This window comes from Achromobacter sp. GbtcB20 (assembly GCF_019091095.1).
GTDB classification, from domain to species: domain Bacteria; phylum Pseudomonadota; class Gammaproteobacteria; order Burkholderiales; family Burkholderiaceae_B; genus Achromobacter; species Achromobacter mucicolens.
The window spans coordinates 140932-160620 of the sequence record NZ_JAGXJZ010000013.1 but is presented as its reverse complement, the minus strand read 5'-3'; the positions used below and the strand labels follow the sequence as shown (position 1 = coordinate 160620).

Below are 19689 nucleotides of genomic sequence, written 5' to 3'. Positions count from 1 at the left end.
TCGACCTTCTCACGCTTACGAAGTGCGCTTGGGTCGAAGCCCATGACCAAGTCAGTCCGCGCTTTTTTTGCCAGATCTCGGGCGGTTTTCAGGCTGACCTTGGGGTAGGTTCCGAGCGAAATGGTCTTTCGGACACCCTTGAATGTGTAGTCCAGCCTCCAGCCGTGGGACCCGCTGTTGCAAAATGGCAACAGGTACAGGCCGTCGCCGTCGGACAGGCGCTTGCGGGGATCTCCAGGCTTGACGCTTCGGATGACAGCGTCCGAAAGAGGGGTTACGATCTTCATAACAGTAAGGTTTCCAGTACATTGGGAAATGTGTATAGGCAAACCTAGTGTTCATGCGGGTTCTAAGGCATCTTTCGATAGAGCCCCAGGCCACCAAAAATTCAGATCTTCGCCATGCCGGGGATCGTATCCCCAGCTCGGGCTGCTGCTTGCCCGATAGCTAGCGGGCGAGAGTGCCACGCCGACATCGCGGTCGTGCACCGCGGCGTACAAATTCCATCGCATCTCCCCGTCTTCAACGCCCGCGAGGTCTCCGTGCGTAAATATCGATCGATTGCCCCGGTAAATGGCCGCTTGCGCCGGCTCAACCGTCGCCAGCGCAAGAAGTTGCACGTCGGTGAATTCCAAGACTGTCTTTTCGAAGTTCGCGGGTCGCTCGTTAGCGACATCGATGATGGCGATGCGCTGCTCGATGCGTTCATCGCGTGGATCGAAAGCTGCGATCTCTACTTTGCCGGTTACGTCGGTCGAGGCAGGATCGATGGCATGGTGCTCACTTCGGTGGGATCTCCAACTGAAGCACAGCGGCAATCTGTCGTCCGCTGGTTCAAGGAGCGCCCAGAAGTCGCCGAAGTCGAGGCGGGAGAATTCCGAGATGCCTTTTACGGCTATGAATAGGCATTAACCCACGCGTCGCTCGCAATCCAAAGGCAGCACACGCCGCGCCAAGCAAATAGACTGCTCGCTCGGTCGCCCCCCACACTAAGCCCCCCGGGTATCTAAGCTCCTCAGCATTTTCAGCCGTCCCATGATCAGGTCGGCACGCTCGGGCTCTGCAAGCAGGCCTGGAAGCACATTCGCAAAATCGGGATTTTCGATGAGTTTGTCGATGGCGGACCCCACGGCCTGGCGCAACGCGGCAGGCGAATCGGCAAGTTCTGCGGCCAATTCTTCTCGACCGTCCACGATGTTCAATACATCTTCCAAGTCGTGGCTGTTCATGAAGTCGCCACCTCCCCGGCCAGCAAACGCCTCCAATTTTGTGGAGACAAACGCGACGGCGCTAATCAGCTTGATCGTCACCCCAGATTCCAGCTCCATGTCGCCAGCCGTCTCGACGGCGTAGGAATACCATCGATTGGAAAAGCCTAAGATCTCCGGCTGAACGGGCATGAGATCGAAAAGCACGCCGGATTCTTTGTGCACCCAGCGGCAAATGACATCACTGCTGACATCGCGCGCAAACCCACGCGCCGCAACGGCTTCTTCGAACCTATGAAAAGCGGCACGATTGGCCTCCAGCACGGCGTCCACGTCGCGCGTCGCGCGTACGGGGTCGGCCAAAGGGTCCGTGATCAGCAGGCCCGCCACAGCGCCCCCGACAAATACAACTTGTTCCCGCAATTCACCCAGCGCCCTGGCGATGCTGCGTAAATAGGGCAAGTTGGGGTCATCCATTCGCATCGAGGACTCCTGCATCGGCGTGCATCAGTTCGGTCTCCAAAAGCTGGGTAGCGAGGTCGCGCTCACGGGCTCTGCCTGTGCGCAAGGCATCCACCAACGCCAGCATGCGGTGCAAGGCCGGGTCCGCAAGCGCGGCCTGCGGCGCCGTGCGATACAGCGGCGAAAGCGTTGGTCCCTTGGCGGCGCCCGTGGGATGCGCCCAGACGGGGGCCTCCCCCGGCGCGGCGTTCAAGCGGCTAGCTAGCGGCTCGGTGCCGAAAGCAGTTGGAATGCCACGCTTGACCGGCCCCGGTGTCGCTGGCCAGACATATCGCACGCCGTGGACGACAAACTCCAGAATATTCGCTCTTACCGGCCGCCATTTGCCGCGTGCCGGCGCCACCGCCAACCCTGCCGCGACAGCCCGCTTGACGCTTGCGTGAGCCTCCGAGGCGCTCATGTGCAGCGCCGAACCCAGCGCAGCGTAGGTCCAGTGCTGCGGCGGGTGGGCAGCAGCCTTGAGCAGTACCAGGAGGTCTTGAGGCTTCAGGTCCATGAGCATATTCGCTATTCGCGAATAGCGAATATCACCCATGAACCAGTTTTTTGCAACTGCTATATACGGCGCTCAGCGCCAGAGGCGGTTTCCAAATTGGAGCCTTCCGCACGCTTGCGAACAACCCTTCCCGCAACAGCCCTTCTGGCCCGCCGCATTTCGCGATATCGTGACATGCCGCCGTTTCGCAGTCGATGCCAAGTAACCGCACGTCCGTCCCCCACCACGGAGTCGCACCATGCGCGCCCGCGCACGAATCCTCTTCTGGCTGTCTGGCCTGGTCCTGGGATGGGCGCGCGTGGCGCTTGCGGCGGAAACGCCCGCGCCCGCCGCGCCGCCTGCCGCGATCCAGATGGCCGAGATTCCGCTGCGGGCGGACACGGATTTGCGGTACGCCGAGGGCGTGTTGCAGCGCGCGGCGACGGCAGATCCGCTGACCGCGTTGATGCCGCCGCTCGATGCCATCGCCAAGTCCGCCGACGAAAAGCTCTACGAATTCCAGCCGGCCCAGCTGCGCAACTTTCCCATCATGCGGCTGGAAAGCCTGGAGCGGCACTGGCTTTTCGACGTGCGGCGGCTGGCGCGCTGGCGGGCCGACATGCGGCAGGCGACGGCCTGGTACGCCAGCGACGCGGCCGAGCTGCTGCGTAGGCGCACGGCCTGGCAGGCGATCAAGGATGCGCCGGGCGCGGCGGGGCTGCCGGCGGCATTGGCCGACCGCGTCGACGTGGTGATCGCGCAATTGCTGGCGGCCAGCCAGGCGCTGTCCGTGCCGCTGTCGCGCCAGGTTGAACTGGAACAGCGGGCCAATGCGATCGAGGAACAGATCAAGGCAGGCCAGCGTCAGGTGATGGAGGCGATCAGCTACGTCGACGCGCGGCTATTGCGGGTGGATTCGCCGCCGCTCTGGGCGTTGGACTGGTCCGGAAAATCCGACCAGGACACCATGACCCTTCTGCGCCAGGGTCTGGACATCGAGGTCCGCTTCGCGCGCGACTATGGCGCCGCCGGCGCCAGCAATCAGCGCGCGCTGCACACGTTGCAACTGCTGCTGCTGCCGCTGCTGATCTGGCTGGCCAGAAAGAGCCGCAACGCCATCCGCACCGGCGTCATGAGCGAAACCGCCGCCGGTGTGCTCGGGCGGCCCATCTCCACGTGGGTCCTGCTGTCGATGATGGGCGTGCTGGCCCTGGAGCCGGACGCGCCGTTGATGGTGCAGCAGATCGCCCTGGTGCTGGCGGCGGTGCCGGTGCTGCGCCTGCTTCCGCCCGCCAGCCGCCGGCATCTGGACCATTGGCCGCGCGTCATCACCGTGCTCTTCCTTGCCGAGCGGCTGGGCTTCCTGTTCCTGGCCAACACCCTCTTCTATCGGCTGTCGACCGTGGCCGCGGCGGTGGCGGCCCTGACGGCCATTTTGTGGCTCCTGGCGCGCGGACGGCGCCAGACCTATCCGCCCGGCTCCGAGCGGCTGGTGCGCGCCTTGCGCGCCGTCGCCTGGTGCGCAGCGGGACTGCTGTGCGTGTCGCTGGGCGCGAACCTCATCGGCAATGTGTCGCTGTCCGAGATGCTGACCAGCGGCATCATCGGCAGCGGCTACTTCGGGCTGGTGCTGTACGCGGGCGTGACCGTCATCATCACGCTGCTGCAGCTTCTGCTGGCCCGCCAGGGCATTTCGCGCTTCCGGCTTGCGCGCGAACACGCGCCGCCGCTGGTGCTGCTGCTGATCCGGCTTTTCAGCGCCGCCGCGGTCGTGGGCTGGGCGGTCTACACCATGGACCGCTTCCGCGTCCTGCGCGCCACCTACGCCTTCGTGACGCAGGTGCTGTCCTATACGCTGGAAGTCGGCGAGGTCTCGATCAGCCTGGGCAACATCCTGGTCTTCGCGATCTCGGTCGTGATTGCCTTCTGGGCCGCGCGCGCGGTGCGTCTTATCCTGCACGACGAGGTTCTGACCCGCATGTCGCTGCCGCGCGGCGTCGGCAACAGCATCGCCTCGCTGTCGTACTACCTGGTGCTGCTGCTGGGATTGGGCATCGCGCTGTCGGCAGCGGGTTTCCAGACCAGCCAGCTCACCATCGTGTTCGGCGCCTTGGGCGTGGGCATCGGCTTTGGCCTGCAGGGCGTGGTGAACAACTTCGTGTCAGGCCTGATCCTGATGTTCGAGCGTCCGATCCAGCCCGGCGATGTCGTGGAGATCGGCGGCACGTCGGGCCAGGTGCGGGATATCGGCATGCGCGCCACCCGCATCAAGACGTTCGACGGCGCCGACGTGATCGTCCCGAACGGCACGCTGCTGTCCGACAAGCTGACCAACTGGACGATGCTGGACCGCAGCCGCAGGATCGAGATCAGCATCGGGCTGGCCTACGGCACCGACCCGCGGCAGGTGCTCGCGCTGCTGGACGACGTCGCGCGGCAGACGCCGGGCGTCGTCACGGAGCCTGCGCCGATGGTGCTCTTCATGGGCTTTGGCGCCAGCACACTGGATTTCAGCTTGCGCGCGTGGACCTATGACTTCGACCGGTGGATCGAGATCCGCAGCGACATGCTGGCGCGGATGTACGACACGCTGCGTGACGCGGGCATCCAGATCCCCTTTCCGCAGCGGGACTTGCACCTGCGCAGTGTTTCGGCAGAGGCGGGCCGTGCGATCTTCGCGGCCAGGCAACCCGGACCGGACGCCCCGCCTGCGGGCTGAACCTGTACCTAAAGCGCCGGCCTCGGCGCCGGTTCACCCGCCGGCCATCACCGGCACCGTCAACCCGTTCTTCACCCGGCTCATCACCACCAGCGTCGAGAACCGCTTTACGTTCGGATTGCCCCAGAAGTAACGCTGCGCGAACACCTCGTATTCGGCCATGTCGCGCATGGTGAGCGTCAGCACGAAATCGACCTCGCCCGTCACCGACAGGCATTGCATGATTTCGGGCGCGTTCTGCATGGCGCGCTTGAACTGGTCGAGTTTGTCGGCGCGTTCGCTTTCCAATGACACCAGCACAACCATCGTGATGCCGCGGCCCACGGCGGCGGGATCCACGACGGACACGTCCGCCGTCACCACCTTGGCTTCGCGCAGCCGCTTCATGCGGCGTAGGCACGATACCGGCGACAGGTTCACGCGTTGCGCGACGTCCTGGCTGGTGCGCTGGTTGTCTTCCTGCAGGCTTTGCAGGATCTGCAGGTCGAAATCGTCTAGTTCCATGAGGCGCTCGGAACGCGGGGAAATGGCGCCCAGGATGGCGCGGGGAGAGGCTATTCGAGGATTCTAATCGGGGCGGCGATGCAATCCTTCGCGATTTCGACGGGAAACTTCATTTCGGGGCCGCGGGACGCAGGAATTATTCAGGCCGCTTGCTTACACTGGGAGCCCTCCGCCCGCACATGCGGGATTTTTCACGCTGCACCCGCAATGCCCTCACTCCAGTTGTTCCTGCTGTTCCTGGCCGCCGATGCGGCCTTGAAGCTTACGCCCGGCCCCGACATGGCGCTTACGCTGTCGCGAGGCATGACGCAGGGATTCCGCCCCGCCTTCCATAGCGTGCTGGGCAACGTGGCGGCCGGGTTCATCCAGGTGCCCGCTGTGGTGCTGGGGCTGGCGTCGGTGCTGCGGACCTTTCCCACGCTGTTCGTCGGCATCAAGGCGGCGGGCGGCCTGTACCTGGGCTACCTGGGCATCAAGGCCATGAGCCGGTGCGCGAACGCCGCCGAGGTGTCGCTGGCGGCCCGGCCCGGCGACGCGCGCGACGCCTTCTGGCAGGGCTTCATCACCAATCTGCTGAACCCGAAGGTGCTGCTTTTCATGATCGCCTTCCTGCCGCAGTTCACCTCGCCGGACAACGGACCGGTCTGGATCCAGATGCTGGTGCTGGGCGTCACGATGAAGGCGCTCAGCCTGCCGTACGGCAGCTGCTTTGCGTACGGCGCGTCGCGCATCCGCGGCTGGGTCGGACGCAACCCCTGGTTCCTGCGCATGCAGCAGGGGCTGCTGGGCGCAATCATGTTCGGGCTGGCGATCTACGTGCTGATTTCCACGGCGATGCATCCACAGCCCTGACCGCTCATTCGCCCGCCTGAACCGACGACGCCATTGCACACCCTCAGCCTTCCATGACCGCCGCCACCTTGAACAACGGACACCCCAGCGCCACGTCCACCCTGCTGCCCACCCTGTCGCTGATCGGCGCCATGGCCTCCTTGTGCGTGGGCACGTCGTTCGCCAAATCGCTGTTTCCCGAAGTGGGCGCGCAAGGCACCACCGCATACCGCATCGTCATCGGCGCCATCATCCTGCTGGCCTTCTGGCGGCCCTGGCGCTTTCCGCTCACGCGCCGCAACGCCGCAAAGATCGCCCTGTATGGCGTGACGCTGGCGTGCATGAACCTGCTGTTCTACATGGCGCTCAAGACCCTGCCGCTGGGCATTGCCATTGCCATCGAATTCACCGGGCCGCTCACGCTGGCCGTCGTGCTGTCGCGGCGCGCCATCGACTTCGTCTGGATCGCCTGCGCGCTGGCCGGCCTGATCCTGCTGATCCCCACCGGGCAGTCCGTGCACGACCTCGATCCGCAAGGCATCGCGTACGCACTGGGCGCTGCCGTGTGCTGGGCGCTGTACATCATCTTCGGCAAGATGGCCGGAAACGTGCATGGCGGACAGGCCACGTCGCTGGGCCTTCTGGCGGCCACGATGGTGGCCCTGCCGGTCGGCGCGGCGCACGCGGGCATGGCGCTGCTGGATCCCAAACTGATCCTGGCCGGCGTGGCCGTCGGCATCCTGTCCAGCGCCCTGCCTTACTCGCTGGAAATGGTGGCGCTGCGGCGGCTGCCGCAAAAGACCTTCGGCGTGCTGCTCAGCATGGAGCCGGCGATGGGCGCGCTGGCGGGGGTGGTGGTGCTCAACGAGCACCTGTCGCAGACGCAATGGCTGGCGATTTGCGGCATCATCATCGCGTCCGCCGGCTGCGCAGCCACGGCGCAGCGTAGCCGCAAGGCGCCGATCCCCGCGCCTGATTGATCAGACTCCTACGCGCGCGGACGGTGTCTCACCAGGTGTCTGACACCCTGGGGAGAGGATCGTCCGCTTGCAGCGGCATCTCAACGGGTGTCAGACACCGCCGCAACAAATCGCTCGCCCCTCGTACCCCTTGCGGCGGCTGTTACCCGCCCGTTCACTCGGCCGACAGCCCCTTGCTCCGGATGACCGCGCCCCAGCGCGCGTGCTCCTGCCGCGCGTAAGCCTCGAACGCCTGCGGCGTGCTGCCCGCCGGTTCCATGCCCTGCAAGGTAAGCTGCTTGACCACGTCCGGCGAGGCCAGGGCTTGCCGGATTGCGCGGCTAAGCGTCTCCACCACCGGCGCCGGCGTGCCGGCCGGGGCCACCACGCCCTGCCAGGCCGCCGCCTCGAAAGCCGGACCGCCCGCCTCGGCAAAGGTCGGCACGTTGGCCAGTTGCCCGAATCGGGCGGCGGACGGCACCGCGATGGCATGCAGCCTGCCCGCCTGGATCAGCGGCCGCGCGGCGGCCAGGTCCGCCATCATCAGCGGCACCACGCCAGCAGCAACGTCCTGAAGCGCCGGCGGCGTCCCCTTGTACGGCACGGCCGTGGCGCGTCCCCCGATCGTTTCCATGAACAATTCCATCGCCAGATGGTGCGGACTGCCCACGCCCAGCGAGGCGTAACTGCCCGGCTCGTTGCGCTTCAGATAGGTCTTGACGTCGTCCAGCGTGCGCAGCCCGGAATCCGGGGCGGTCACCAGGACGATGGGCAGCGCCACCAGCGTGGACACCGGCGTGAAATCGGCCTGGGGATCGTAGGGCAAATCGCTGTAGAGCCACGGGTTGAGCGCCAGCGTGCTCATGCCGGCGGTCAGCACCGTGTAGCCATCCGGCTGCGCGCGCGCGGCCTCCTGCGCGGCGACGATGGTGGCCGCGCCCGGCCGGTTCTCGACCACCACCGGCTGACCCAGCGTCTGGCCGACATGACGGGCCACGATGCGCGTGGCCAGATCGCTGCCGCCGCCAGCACTGAACGGCACCAGCCAGCGAATGGGGCGATCGGGATATCCGCCCGCCACCGACGCGGCCGGAATGGCCGCCGCCAATGCGGCCGACAACAGCATGCGCAGCACGCCCTGAAACATGAAGCTCACTCCTTTTGCACTTCGATTGGGGGCATTGCGCGGGATCAGGCGCGGGCGGCGTTCAGCCAACGCAGGCCGGCCGAGGTCGCACCCGCGGGGCGGTACTCGCAGCCGATCCAACCGCCGTACTGCAACTCACGCAGCACGCCGAAGATCCAGCCGTAATCGAGTTCGCCGCGGTCGGGCTCCTGGCGCAGCGGCACCCCGGCGATCTGCAGATGGCCGACCCGCCCGGTGGGCAGGTATTCGCGCAGCTTGGCGGTGACGTCGCCCTCGACGATCTGGCAGTGATAGAGGTCCATCTGGACTTTCAGGTTGGGTGCGTCGACAGCCTGCACGACGGCGTGCGCCTCGTCCTGGCGGTTCAGGAAGTAGCCGGGGATGTCGCGCGTGTTGATCGGCTCGATCAGCAGCGTGACGCCGGCGGACCGGGCCTCGCGCGCAGCCCAGTCCAGATTGGCCAGATAGCAGTCCCGCATCTCATCGCGCGACGCGTCCGGCGGCACTACGCCCGCCATCACGTGGACGTTGGAACAAGACAGCGCGGTGGCATAGCAGAGCGCCTGCTCGATGCCGGCCTGGAACTCTTCCTGCCTGCCCGGCAGCGCCGCCAGGCCGCGGTCGCCCTGCGCGGTGATGCCGGGCGGCGCATTGAACAGCACCTGCGCCACGCCGGCGGCATCCATGCGCTCGCGCACGAACGCGGCGGGCGCTTCATACGGAAACATGCATTCCACGCCCGCGAAGCCGTCGGCCGCTGCCGCCGCATAGCGGTCCAGGAACGCATGTTCCGGGTACATCATCGACAGATTGGCGGCGAACTTCAGCATGGCGGGCTCCTGGCGCGTGATGCCGCCGCGGGCGGCGGCATCCGCCGAAAATAGCACAGCCGGGCGCCGCCCCCAACCCGGTCAGTACGTCATGCGCACGCCCAGCAACACGCTGCGTCCGGGCAACGGCGCCACCGACGAGATGAACGACGCGTGGTTGTAGGCCAGCTTGTTCAACAGGTTGGTGCCGCGCAGGTAGACCTCGTAGCCCGTCGCGCCGTACTGGCCGCGATACGCGACGACCGCGTTGACCATGTTGTAGCCCGGGGTGGTGTCCTCGTACGCCGCAATGTCCTTCTGCGCGAACACGCGGGCGTATTCGACGCCGCCCGACCACTGCTGCCACTTTAAGTTGCCGCGCACGCCCGCGCGCCCTGCCGGAATGCGCGGCAGATTGCCGTCGCCGCCCGTCAGCCTGCCCCGCACGTAGTCGCCGAACACCGCCGCCGAGAAGACCGGCGTGAACTGGTGCCGCAGCTCGCCTTCCACGCCCGTGAATTCCGCATCCTGCTGGGTGTATTCGATCAGGCGGAAATCCTCAAAGCGATCCAGCGTATTGGCGTAGATGTAGTTCTTGACGCGGTTGTGGAACACGCTGGCCGAGAACGTCGTGTCGCCCGAATGCTTGCGCAGCGTCAGGTCGATGTTGTGCGACGTTTCGCGCGTCAGGTCCGGATTACCCAGTTCATACGTATTGGTGGCAAGGTGAACGCCGTCCGCATACAGTTCCTGCGCGTTGGGCAGGCGCTGCGAGCGCGACAGCGACAACGCCACCGAATACTGCGGCGCGAAGTCCCAGATCGCGGCGGCCGACAGCGACGTGCCCGACAGGCTGCTGCGCGGCGCGCCGCCCGACGGCGACACGCGCTGCCAGTCCTGGCGCGCGCCCAGCTCGAACCGCCAGTCGTTCAACTGGTATTCCTCCAGCACGAAAATGCCGTTCGACCGCGTCTTGCTGGGCGGCAGGAACGCCTCTTCGCCTTCGGCGCTGAAATCGCTGTACGCATTCTGCAGACCGATCACGCCGCGCCACCCGGCGATGGGCTTGTGCTGCAGCTCCACCCGCATGTCGTAGCCCTTGTTCTTGAAGCGCGTGCCAACCTCGCCGCCTTCGATCTCATCGTGCTGGTAGTCCGTCAGGCCGCCGCGAAAGCGGATCTTCTCGAAGCCGGCAAACGGATCCTGATATTCCGCGCGCAGATCCACCCGGTTGCTGCGCAGCTTCACGTAGGGCACGCCGCCATGCTCGTGATCGTGGTCGTGGTCTTCCTCGCCCTCGTCGCCGTGGTCATGATCGTGGCCGCCGCAGTGCAGATGCGTGCCGTGCGGATGGCAGCCCTCGTACTCGTGGTTGTGGCCGGGCAGGCCGTATTCGCTTTGCAGGTGCGTGAAGGCCACGCCCACATAGCCGCGCGGCGTGATCCACGACATGCCCACCGAGCCCTGCGTCGATTCGCTGTACGAGCCTTCCAGCGTGCCGCCGGGCCAATCCGGCACGTCGTAGTCGCTGGTGCGGCGCTTCATGCCTTCGACGCGCACCGCGAACTGGCCTTCGCCCGCCGTGATGCCCACGGCACCGGCGCGCTCCTTGGTGCCGGTGGCGCCGCGCAGCTCAGCTTCGGCGGCGATGCCTTTCTCCGGCACCTCGGTCGGGATTTTCTTGTCCACCACGTTCACCACGCCGCCGATCGCGCCGCCGCCGTACAGCAGCGTGGCCGGCCCGCGCAGGACCTCGATGCGATCAGCCAAAAGGGGCTCGACCGTCACGGCATGGTCAGGAGAGATAGCCGAGGCGTCCATCACTTCGGACCCATCGGACAGCACCTTCACGCGCGGCGCGGTCTGCCCGCGGATCACCGGGCGGCTGGCGCCGCCGCCAAACGTGTCGCTGTTCACGCCCGGCAGGTTCTTGAGGGTCTCGCCCAGCGTCCCGTTGCGCTGCTCGATCAGCGCGTCCCCTTCCAGGACCGAGGCGGGCAGCGTGGTGCTGTTCAAGTCCAGCCCCAACGGGTTGGCGGACACGGTGATCGGCGCGACGGTCTGCGCGCGCGTCTCGCTCGCGGTCTGCGCCTGCGCCACGGGCGCCATCAGCATCAGCGAGCACACCAGCGGTTTCAACGGCGCCCGGCCATGTGAACGGCTGCGCAAGACCTTCACGCGCGCTTTCCCCAACCCCAGCTTCTTTCCTTTCATCTTCGCTCTCTCGGATGTTATATCATTACAAAACGCAGTCGGATGATATAACATTTCATAACTGACGCAGCGCCTCCCCAATGAAAAAGCGCGATTCCCATGCGGGAATCGCGCTTCGATGACGCGGACAACGATGAAACCGACAACCAGACGTGCGGAAACGGCGCCCGCCCGTCGATCAGCCCGCCTTGAACTCCTTGTTCCAGAACTCGAGCATGTCCGCCTTCTTCTCGGTCAAGCCCTTCAGGTCGTAGGCGTGCAGCAGCTTGACCTCGGCGTCCGAAAAGCCGACCCGCTTCAAGGCTTCCGGCAACTGCGCGTTGGTCACGGTGGGCGCGTAGCCCATCTTTTCGGCAAAGCCGATCTGCCCTTGCGGATCCAGCATGGCGTTCAGGTAGGCCCAGGCCGCATCCTTGTTGCGGCTGTTCTTGGCGACGGCCGCTTCAAACGACACCGGCACAGAGCCTTCCTTGGGGATGACGAAGCCCAGCGGCAGACCGCTGTCCTTCCATTGCAGCGCGCGCGCCTTCCACATGACGGCGATCGCGATTTCGCCGGACTTGAAGGCGGCGGCAACGGCTTCGTTGGACGGGTAGATGCGCGGCGCGTTGGGCTTGAGCTTGGCAAGAAAGCGCTTGCCGCCCTCGAAATCCTTGGTGTTGCCGTCCGCGCCCAGGCCCACGAAGACCGAGTTGTAGAGATAGAGAATGTCGGAGAAGCCGACCTGGCCCTTCCACTTCGGATCCAGCAGCACCTGCAGCGAATCCGGCGGGGTCGGGAACTTCTCGGTGTTGTAGACCAGGGTCATCGCGCTGAAGATGTGCGGAATCGAATACGGCGTCTTCAGCGTGTCGATGGCGTTGGCCAGGTTGGGCAGCTTCTTGGTGTCCAGCGGCTCCAGCGTGCCCGAGCGCTCGGCGTCGTACATGTCGACTTCGCCCAGCAGCGCCACGTCCATGCTGCCGCGGCGCGAGTTCTTCTCGGCGCGCAGCTTGGTCACGCGCCCCACGGCGTTACCCGTGTCGTAGACCACCTTCACATCCTGCTTGGCGACGATGGGATTGATGATCTGCTGCAGCAGGTTCTGGTAATCGCCGCCCCAGGTGCCCACCACGATTTCCTTTTCGGCCGCATTGGCCATGCCGGGCAGCCAGCCCAGGGCGGGCGCCAGGGCCAGGCCGGAGGCGGTCTTGATGAAGCCACGGCGATTCAGGTTTTTCTCTTGCATAACAACCTCGTATCGAAGGGAACTGACGACTTGCTACGATGCGCCGCGCGGCAGGCCAGTCTGGCGCGCGGCCTTGGGTTCAACAGGATTCAGACCAGCATTTGCACCGGCGCATCCGGCGCGGACGCGCGGATCTCGTCGGCTTCGATGTCGCGCGCGATCACGATGATCGCGTCGCGCGCATCGGGCTGCCGCGTCAGCCGCTGCGGCAGGCTGAACGTCGAGCCGACCGACTGGATCAGGATGGGTTCCTCGCAATCCGTGACGCGCACCACCGCCTTCACGCGCAGCAGACGGTCGCCGCACAGGCCGGCCAGGTTATCCAGCCACTCGGAAAAATCGGTCCAGCTGATACCGCCTTGCGCGCGTGCCGCCATGACGCGGATGCGCGGATGCGCCGCGCCCTGCCCGCCTGAGGCAAGCACTCGCGCCGCAAGGCCGGCCAGGTCGGACGTGCCTTGCGACGGCGCGAACGCGGCCTGCACCGCGCGCCGGCGATCCGGCTCCGCGACGATCTCGGCAAGCGGATTCAACGCCTCGGCGCGCGCGGCGCGTTCGCCCAGCGCGCCGGGCACGGCCGGGAGCAGATCGGTCTTGGTCAATACGATGCGATGGGCCGCGCCAAACTGCGCCATCGCTTCGTCCATCTCGGCCAGCGCGTCGGGATCGCGCGCGCAGTCGTCGGTGCAGACCACCGTCAGCCGCAGGCCGCGGCTGGCCAACTCCGGATCCGCCAGCGACGCGATGATGGGTCCGGGCCGCGACAGGCCACTGCACTCCAGGACGACGCGTTGCAACGGACCCTCGCCTTCGGGCCGGGGCGCATCCAGCAGCGCGCTCAGCGTGTAGACCAGATCGCTGCGCAACGAGCAGCACACGCAGCCGTTGGCCATCAAGGTCATCGGCACGTTGTCGCTGTCGTTGGCCACGATGGCCCCGTCCACGCCGACCTCGCCCGCCTCGTTGACGATCACGCCCGTATCGCGCGATTCCGGATCGCGCAGGTAGTCCACCAGCAGCGTCGTCTTGCCGCTGCCCAGGAACCCGCACAACAGGAAAAGGTCGACGGCCATCAGGTCACGTCCTCGCCCGGAGCGCCCGAGTCGCAGGGCGACCCGGCCGGTGCGCCGCCGGTGGGCGGGCGCTCGCCGTCGGGATCGTCTGCCCAGCTGTCCCGCACCATCGCGCGCACGTCCGCCAGCAGCTCGGCGGTGTCGTACACCACGCCCGACTTGATGGTGGTCTGCAGGCAGCGCTTCCATTCGACCTTGGCGGTGTCGTCGTTCAGGCGCATGGCGCCGGTGCCGAACAGCAGCTTGAAGTCGGTGAGCGGATTCTGGTCGTGGATCAAGAGGTCGGCGCGCTTTTGCACGTCGATGGAGCCGGTGTCGTCATCGATGCCCAGCAGCGCCGCGCTGTGCGACGTGGCCGCGCGCAGCACCTCGATGGGATGAAAGCCCGCTTCCTGCAGCAGTTCCAGTTCGCGGATGAAGCCGAAGCCGTAGATCTGGTAGATGAAGCCCGAATCGCTGCCCGCGCAGACGCGTCCGCCCAGGTTCTTGTATTCGTTGATGAACTGCATCCACAGCCGGTAGTTCTGCTTCCATTCGATTTCGTTGGTGGTGCTCCAGCGATACCAGTAGGCGCCGTGGCCGCCGCGCTGCGGCTGGAAGTAGCGCCACACCGCCTTCCACGTGTACTCGTCGTGCCAGTCCGCGCGGCGCGCGCGCATCAGGTCGCGGTTAGCGTCGTAGATGTTGAACGTGGGCACGAAGGTGTGACCGATTTCCAGGAACTCGTCCATGACCTGGCGCCACTTGGCCGAACCTGGCTGCGCGGCCTGCATGAAGGTCTGGCCCGCCACCGCGAAGCGGTAGTACTCGTCGCTGTAGTTGTAGTCCGTGGGAAACGACTGCACCACGCGGTCTTCGAACAGCGCCTCGGGCAGGCCGTAGTAGTGTTCGGAGCTGGTCAGTCCCCAGCGCGCGGATTTCAGCGCATTCACGCGCGTCACCGCCATCTGGGCGTGATGGCAGCCCGAACGCAGGCCCACCTTGGCCGCCTCGTCCAGCGCCGCCTCCATGATGGCCGGCGGCGCCCCAAAGAACTTGATGCCGTCCGCGCCGCGCGCGGCCAGCTTGCGCACCCATTCGCGGCCCTGCTCCGGCGTGTGGATGGTCTTGACGCGGTCGTTCACGGCGGGAAACACGGAATGCACGATCATGCGCGGCGCCGCGATCTGGTTGGCCGCGGACAGCTCGCGCTGCTCCATCGTCCAGCCCAGGCCGCCCATCGCGCCCATCTCGCGCACCGTGGTCACGCCATGCGCCAGCCACAGCTTGTAGATGTAGTCGGCGGGCGGCACGATGCCGCTCATCGCGTGATACGGCGTGCCGATGTGCGCGTGCGCGTCGACAAAACCGGGCGTCACGAACTTGCCGTGGCAGTCGATCTCGTGATCGCCGGGGCCGGGACGGCGCTTGGGGTCGATGGCCTTGTGCGGCGTGCCCACGTTGACCAGCGCGGTGATGCGATCGTTCTCGATCACGATATCCACTGGGCCCCAGGGCGGCGCGCCGGTGCCGTCGATGATCGTGGCCCCGCGCAGGATCAGCCGCGGAAACGGCCCCAGACCGCGATCGCGAGGCGCGGGCGCCGAGGGCGGATGCCACCCCTTGGCCGCGTTGACGTCGCGGGATTCCTCGCCGACTTCCGACTGCGAAAACGTGGGATCGCTCATGGCCCCTACACCCCCAGGTCGTTATGTTCGATGACGCCGCCCTTCATGATGAGGCCGATGTGCTCGCCCTGCCCCAAGAGGCACGACAGGTCGCGGTACGGATCGCCGTCCACCAGCAGGATGTCGGCCAGCGCCCCTTCCTGGATGCGGCCCAGCTGGCCGACCTGGTTCAGCACTTCGGCCGCCGTCGTGGTGGCGCACTGGATGACTTCCTGCGCGGACAGCACCTCGCGGCGGATACGGAATTCGTCGCTTTGCAGGCGCTGTGACGGGCCCAGCAGGTCCGAGCCGTAACCGATCTTCACGCCCGCCTTCTTGTAGATCTCAAGTGAATGCAGGCCAGCAGTGCGCACCGTGGCGATCTTGGCCACGGAATCGGCCGGCAGACCGTAATCGGCGCCTTCGTTGGCCAGCGCCTCGTAGGTCACCAGCGTCGGCACCACGAACGCGCCCTTCTCGGCCATGAAACGCGCCACGCGCTCGTCGACCAGATTGCCGTGTTCGATGGTGCGCACGCCGTTGCGGATGGCGCGCTCGATGGCGTCGGCGGTATAGGAATGCGCCATCACGTACGTCTGGCGGCTGGCCGCCTCATCGACGATGACGCGGATTTCCTCTTCTGAGTAGCCAAAGGACGCAATGGGATCGGTGGGCGACGCCACGCCGCCCGAGGCCATCATCTTGATCTGGTCCGCGCCCATCTGCAGTTCCTGGCGCACGGCCTTGCGCACGTCGTCGATGCCGTCGGCCACGCGGCCGATGTCGCCCGCCCGGAAGCAGCAGCCGCAAAAGCTCATGGGACGCAGGTGGTCCGAACGCGGACGCGGATCGCCATGACCGCCCGTCTGGCTGATGGCACGTCCCGAGATGAACAGCCGCGGTCCCTTGACCGTGCCTTCGTTGACGGCGCACTTCAGGCCCCAGCCCGCGCCGCCCGCGTCCCGCACGGTGGTAAATCCCCGGCGCAGCATTGCCGCCATGATGGGCACCGCGCGCATCATCACCAGCGCGTCGGGCAGGACGCCCTGCGTGCTGAGATTCAACTGCGTGGCCAGCACATGCACGTGCAGATCGATGAGGCCGGGCATCAGCGTGCGGCCGGCGGCGTCGATCACGCGCGCCGAGGACGCGGTGATCGGCTTGTCCGACACTTCCTTGATGACACCGTCCTCCACCAGGACGTGGTGCCCTTCCAGCAGCTCGGATTGCAGCGGATCGAGCAGGTTCGCATTCTTGAACAGCACAGCGGACATGAGAATTTCCTTCGGGGGATGTCTGGGTCAGGACGCCATGGTCTTGATGTAGCGCCGGTGGATCAGCCAGTTGGATATCAGTGCGATGACGAGCGTGCCGCAGACCAGGATGACCGCCAGCGCGGCGCCAAACGGCCAGTTCGAGGCCTTGGTGATCTGGTCATACAGCGCCGGCGCCATCATGGTCAGGCCCGAGCCGCCCAGCAGCACCGGCGTGGCGTAGGCGTTCATGCACAGGATGAACACCAGCATCGTGCCCGCCGCCACGCCCGGCGCGGCGATCGGCAAGACGATGCGGCGGAACGTGGTGAAGAAACTGGCGCCCACGTTGCGCGCGGCCTCTTCCACGGACAGGTCCATGCCTTCCAGCACGCTTTGCAGCGTCAGGATCAGGTACGGCATGACGACTGCGGTGGTGCCGATGACGACGGCGGTCGGCGTGTACATCAGCGTCAGCGGCTTGTCGATGATGCCCAGGCCCTGCAGCACGGCGTTGACCACGCCGGCGTTACCCAGCGCCACCATCCAGCCGGCCGCGCGCACCACGTTGCCCACCATCAGCGGAAACACCAGCAGAATCACAAAGAGGCTCTTGTAGCGGCTTTGCGTGCGCGCCAGAAAGTACGCCACCGGAAAGCCCAGCACCAGCGCCAGCACCGTGCACAGCGCCGCGATGCCCAGCGTGGTGAAGAAGATGTCGCGGTAGTAGGGATCGCCGAAGAACTTGGCGTAGTTCTCGAACGTGAAGGCGGTCTGCATCATCTCGACCGGGTCGAAATGATTGAAGCTGTAGCGCGCCAGCTGAAGGATCGGGATCATGATGATCACCAGCACCACCAGCGAGGCCGGAAAGGCCAGCCCGGGGCCCAGCCATCGGCTGGGGCGCCCATCCTGCGTTGCGGTCGTCATGGCGCCTCCTATTGCGTGAAGGCGACGCAGTCGTCGGGCTCGAAGCACGCATAGACGCGCTCGCCGGCGGCTGGCGGCGCGCCGCGCGCGCCCGCATTGACGATCTGGCTGATCAGGCGGTCGCCGCCATCGAGCTGCACCCGCACCTCAAGCACCGACCCCAGGTACAGCGACGACTCGATCACGCCCGGCAGCGCGTTGCCGCCGGAAGGCTGCGTCTGCAGGCGCACGCGCTCCGGCCGCACGCCCAGATGCGTGGCGTTGCCGCCGCCCGGCGCCGCGATGCGCTGGCCGGTCTTGGTCTCGAACTGATCGCCGGCCTGGCCGCGCCCCGTGAAGACGTTCATCTTGCCCAGGAAGTCCGCCACGAAGAGGTTGGCGGGCCGTTCGTACAGCGTGTCGGGCGCGCCCACCTGCTGCACGATGCCGTCGTGCATGATGGCCATGCGGTCCGCAATCGCCAGCGCCTCTTCCTGGTCGTGCGTGACAAAGACGGTGGTCAGGCCCAGGCGCCGTTGCAACGCGCGGATTTCCTCGCGCACTTCCAGGCGCAGCTTGGCGTCCAGGTTGGACAGCGGTTCATCCAGCAGGAACACCTTGGGTTCGATCGCCAGCGCGCGCGCAATTGCCACGCGCTGCTGCTGGCCGCCGGACAACTGGCGCGGATAGCGGTCGCGCAGCTCAGTCATGCGCACCATGTCCAGCACACGACGGATCTTCGCATCGCGGTCGGCCTTGGGCACCTTGTGCATTTCCAGGCCGAACGCCACGTTCTCGGCCACCGTCATGTGCGGAAACAGCGCATAGCGCTGGAACACCATGCCGGTATCGCGCTTGTGCACCGGCAGCCGCGTGACGTCGGTTTCGCCAATGCGGATGCGCCCCGACGTCGGCGTGATGAAGCCGGCAATCATGCGCAGCGTCGTCGTCTTGCCGCAACCGCTGGGACCCAGAAAGGTGACCAGCTCGCCTTCGGCAATCTCCAGGGAAAAATCCGACACCGCGACCGCCGCGCCGAACTGCTTGCGGATGTTTTCGATTGAGACCTTCGCCATTTCTTACACCACCTGACTGAGTTTCACGTAGCGGTCGGTCACAAGCATGATGATGCCCAACAGCAGGATTTGCACCGAGGCCACCGACGCGATGGTCGGGTCCAGGTTGAATTCGAGGTACTGCATGATCGCGATCGGCAGCGTCGTGCGCCCAGGGCCCACCAGCGACAGCGACAGCTCCAGGTTCTCGAACGACACGACAAAACTGAACAGCGCCGCGGCGACGATGGACGGCCGCAGCATGGGCAGCGTCACGCGCATGAATGCCTTGGGCGCGCTTGCGCCCAGGTTGCGAGCGGCTTCCTCGATGGAGCCGTCCAGCCCGGCCATGCCCGCCGTGACCAGACGCACGGTCCAAGGAATGGTGAGGCACACGTGCGCAATGACCAGACCGCCGAACGTGCCGACAAGATCCTGGTCCAGCACGTTTTCAGCGCGCAGGTAAAAGAGATAGACGGCCACGCCCGCGACGATGCCGGGAATCAGCAGCGGCGACAGCAGCAAGGTGTTGACGCCCTTGCTGCCCGCGAAGCGGTAGCGCGCGATCGCGACCGCCGCCAGCACGCCCATCACCACGCCGATGAACGCGGCCACCAGCGACACCTGCAGGCTGAAAAGGAAGCCGTTGGCGAACGCGGGGTTCTCCCAGGCCTTGACGTACCAGGAGAGCGTATAGCCCGATGGCGGGAAATAGAGGATGGCGTCCTTGAAGAAGCTCAGCCAGACCACCAGCACGATGGGGCTAAGCATGAACGCATACATGAGAACCACGAAAACGCGGTGCAGCCACGTGGCCCACGGGATCACGCGCACTGGCTTGTCCCGCGAGACCGCGACGGCTGAATCCAAAGGAGGTGCATTATGCAAATCCGGTTCCTTTCAGCAACTGCCGGCTCGGTTTGAAACTCCTCCGAAAGACTCTGCGGTCCCTACGGTTAACCGAAGCATATCGACCGGTTGCTGCCCGGCTCAAGTAGGGATAACCCACGGCACGCCAAAACTCGCGGGTTATCCCTGCAGTAGCCCCGCCACGGGTGCAACCCGCTGCGAACGCTGGCCGAGGCAGGTGCAACCTGCGCTGAGGCGCGCAGCTACCGCGCCCCCGCCCTCACTGCG

Annotated in this window: 18 protein-coding genes; 4 read left to right on the top strand and 14 right to left on the bottom strand. The window is 66.0% G+C overall.

Going from position 1 to position 19689, the window contains the following annotated elements; all coding sequences use genetic code 11:
• Positions 1–287 (bottom strand): Arm DNA-binding domain-containing protein (locus KVT32_RS18005; protein WP_217618604.1); only part of this gene is annotated, 287 nt, incomplete at its 3' end.
• A 195-nt stretch (positions 288–482) separates the two neighbouring features.
• Between KVT32_RS18005 and KVT32_RS18000 the strand changes: the two genes are divergently transcribed.
• Positions 483–905 (top strand): 50S ribosome-binding protein YggL, encoded by a 423-nt coding sequence (locus KVT32_RS18000; RefSeq protein WP_217618603.1) that lies wholly within the window; start codon positions 483–485, stop codon positions 903–905.
• Between the two features lie 84 nt (positions 906–989).
• Here the strand turns inward: KVT32_RS18000 and KVT32_RS17995 are convergent, their stop codons facing one another.
• Both KVT32_RS17995 and KVT32_RS17990 read right to left on the bottom strand, forming a co-directional pair.
• Positions 990–1685 carry a hypothetical protein gene (locus tag KVT32_RS17995; RefSeq protein ID WP_217484616.1) on the bottom strand — a complete coding sequence of 232 codons (696 nt, stop codon included), beginning with the start codon at positions 1683–1685 and terminating at the stop codon, positions 990–992.
• A complete protein-coding gene (locus KVT32_RS17990) occupies positions 1678–2226 on the bottom strand; it encodes a MarR family transcriptional regulator (protein WP_152382833.1) in 549 nt (182 codons plus the stop codon). The genes KVT32_RS17995 and KVT32_RS17990 overlap by 8 nt, the downstream gene beginning before the upstream one ends.
• Before the next feature lie 238 nt (positions 2227–2464).
• Here KVT32_RS17990 and KVT32_RS17985 point away from each other — a divergent pair, with 238 nt between their 5' ends.
• Positions 2465–4924, top strand: a complete 2460-nt coding sequence (locus KVT32_RS17985; RefSeq protein WP_217618602.1) for a mechanosensitive ion channel family protein — start codon at positions 2465–2467, stop codon at positions 4922–4924.
• 33 nt (positions 4925–4957) lie between these two features.
• Here the strand turns inward: KVT32_RS17985 and KVT32_RS17980 are convergent, their stop codons facing one another.
• Entirely contained in the window at positions 4958–5428 is a 471-nt protein-coding gene (locus KVT32_RS17980) for an Lrp/AsnC family transcriptional regulator (protein ID WP_056319925.1), read from the bottom strand.
• Between the two features lie 207 nt (positions 5429–5635).
• Here KVT32_RS17980 and KVT32_RS17975 point away from each other — a divergent pair, with 207 nt between their 5' ends.
• Both KVT32_RS17975 and KVT32_RS17970 read left to right on the top strand, forming a co-directional pair.
• The gene (locus KVT32_RS17975; RefSeq protein ID WP_217618601.1) at positions 5636–6280 is read left to right on the top strand and encodes a LysE family translocator; all 645 of its coding nucleotides are present in this window, start codon (positions 5636–5638) and stop codon (positions 6278–6280) included.
• 53 nt (positions 6281–6333) lie between these two features.
• The gene (locus KVT32_RS17970) at positions 6334–7239 is read left to right on the top strand and encodes an EamA family transporter (protein ID WP_217618600.1); all 906 of its coding nucleotides are present in this window, start codon (positions 6334–6336) and stop codon (positions 7237–7239) included.
• A gap of 154 nt (positions 7240–7393) precedes the next feature.
• Here KVT32_RS17970 and KVT32_RS17965 read toward each other — a convergent pair whose 3' ends face one another.
• The 10 genes from KVT32_RS17965 to KVT32_RS17920 form a co-directional block, all read right to left on the bottom strand.
• Positions 7394–8365 carry a tripartite tricarboxylate transporter substrate binding protein gene (locus KVT32_RS17965; RefSeq protein ID WP_217618599.1) on the bottom strand — a complete coding sequence of 324 codons (972 nt, stop codon included), beginning with the start codon at positions 8363–8365 and terminating at the stop codon, positions 7394–7396.
• Positions 8366–8409: 44 nt separating this feature from the next.
• Positions 8410–9195 carry a 2-oxo-tetronate isomerase gene (gene otnI, locus KVT32_RS17960; protein ID WP_217618598.1) on the bottom strand — a complete coding sequence of 262 codons (786 nt, stop codon included), beginning with the start codon at positions 9193–9195 and terminating at the stop codon, positions 8410–8412.
• A gap of 81 nt (positions 9196–9276) precedes the next feature.
• Positions 9277–11289 (bottom strand): TonB-dependent receptor domain-containing protein, encoded by a 2013-nt coding sequence (locus KVT32_RS17955; protein WP_217618609.1) that lies wholly within the window; start codon positions 11287–11289, stop codon positions 9277–9279.
• 277 nt (positions 11290–11566) lie between these two features.
• Positions 11567–12616, bottom strand: a complete 1050-nt coding sequence (locus KVT32_RS17950) for an ABC transporter substrate-binding protein (protein ID WP_056319935.1) — start codon at positions 12614–12616, stop codon at positions 11567–11569.
• A gap of 89 nt (positions 12617–12705) precedes the next feature.
• Positions 12706–13689 (bottom strand): GTP-binding protein, encoded by a 984-nt coding sequence (locus KVT32_RS17945; protein ID WP_217618597.1) that lies wholly within the window; start codon positions 13687–13689, stop codon positions 12706–12708.
• Complete coding sequence (locus KVT32_RS17940; protein ID WP_217618596.1) at positions 13689–15356, bottom strand: amidohydrolase family protein; 1668 nt, start codon at positions 15354–15356, stop codon at positions 13689–13691. The genes KVT32_RS17945 and KVT32_RS17940 overlap by 1 nt, the downstream gene beginning before the upstream one ends.
• 5 nt (positions 15357–15361) lie before the next feature.
• Positions 15362–16609, bottom strand: a complete 1248-nt coding sequence (locus KVT32_RS17935) for an amidohydrolase family protein (RefSeq protein ID WP_056319941.1) — start codon at positions 16607–16609, stop codon at positions 15362–15364.
• Between the two features lie 27 nt (positions 16610–16636).
• Positions 16637–17518, bottom strand: a complete 882-nt coding sequence (locus KVT32_RS17930) for an ABC transporter permease (RefSeq protein ID WP_056319944.1) — start codon at positions 17516–17518, stop codon at positions 16637–16639.
• An 8-nt stretch (positions 17519–17526) separates the two neighbouring features.
• Positions 17527–18573, bottom strand: coding sequence for an ABC transporter ATP-binding protein (locus tag KVT32_RS17925; protein WP_175156499.1), 1047 nt, complete (start codon positions 18571–18573; stop codon positions 17527–17529).
• Positions 18574–18576: 3 nt separating this feature from the next.
• Positions 18577–19422 carry an ABC transporter permease gene (locus KVT32_RS17920; RefSeq protein WP_152382842.1) on the bottom strand — a complete coding sequence of 282 codons (846 nt, stop codon included), beginning with the start codon at positions 19420–19422 and terminating at the stop codon, positions 18577–18579.
• Positions 19423–19689 lie beyond the last annotated feature (267 nt).

Excerpts from the sequence above, each read along its gene's own strand:
- KVT32_RS17995 (WP_217484616.1), bottom strand. The coding sequence starts at position 1,685 with ATGGATGACCCCAACTTGCCCTATTTACGCAGCATCGCCAGGGCGCTG.
- KVT32_RS17990 (WP_152382833.1), bottom strand. The coding sequence starts at position 2,226 with ATGGACCTGAAGCCTCAAGACCTCCTGGTACTGCTCAAGGCTGCTGCC.
- KVT32_RS17985 (WP_217618602.1), top strand. The coding sequence starts at position 2,465 with ATGCGCGCCCGCGCACGAATCCTCTTCTGGCTGTCTGGCCTGGTCCTG.
- KVT32_RS17980 (WP_056319925.1), bottom strand. The coding sequence starts at position 5,428 with ATGGAACTAGACGATTTCGACCTGCAGATCCTGCAAAGCCTGCAGGAA.
- KVT32_RS17975 (WP_217618601.1), top strand. The coding sequence starts at position 5,636 with ATGCCCTCACTCCAGTTGTTCCTGCTGTTCCTGGCCGCCGATGCGGCC.
- KVT32_RS17970 (WP_217618600.1), top strand. The coding sequence starts at position 6,334 with ATGACCGCCGCCACCTTGAACAACGGACACCCCAGCGCCACGTCCACC.
- KVT32_RS17965 (WP_217618599.1), bottom strand. The coding sequence starts at position 8,365 with ATGTTTCAGGGCGTGCTGCGCATGCTGTTGTCGGCCGCATTGGCGGCG.
- otnI (WP_217618598.1), bottom strand. The coding sequence starts at position 9,195 with ATGCTGAAGTTCGCCGCCAATCTGTCGATGATGTACCCGGAACATGCG.
- KVT32_RS17955 (WP_217618609.1), bottom strand. The coding sequence starts at position 11,289 with ATGCTGATGGCGCCCGTGGCGCAGGCGCAGACCGCGAGCGAGACGCGC.
- KVT32_RS17950 (WP_056319935.1), bottom strand. The coding sequence starts at position 12,616 with ATGCAAGAGAAAAACCTGAATCGCCGTGGCTTCATCAAGACCGCCTCC.
- KVT32_RS17945 (WP_217618597.1), bottom strand. The coding sequence starts at position 13,689 with ATGGCCGTCGACCTTTTCCTGTTGTGCGGGTTCCTGGGCAGCGGCAAG.
- KVT32_RS17940 (WP_217618596.1), bottom strand. The coding sequence starts at position 15,356 with ATGAGCGATCCCACGTTTTCGCAGTCGGAAGTCGGCGAGGAATCCCGC.
- KVT32_RS17935 (WP_056319941.1), bottom strand. The coding sequence starts at position 16,609 with ATGTCCGCTGTGCTGTTCAAGAATGCGAACCTGCTCGATCCGCTGCAA.
- KVT32_RS17930 (WP_056319944.1), bottom strand. The coding sequence starts at position 17,518 with ATGACGACCGCAACGCAGGATGGGCGCCCCAGCCGATGGCTGGGCCCC.
- KVT32_RS17925 (WP_175156499.1), bottom strand. The coding sequence starts at position 18,573 with ATGGCGAAGGTCTCAATCGAAAACATCCGCAAGCAGTTCGGCGCGGCG.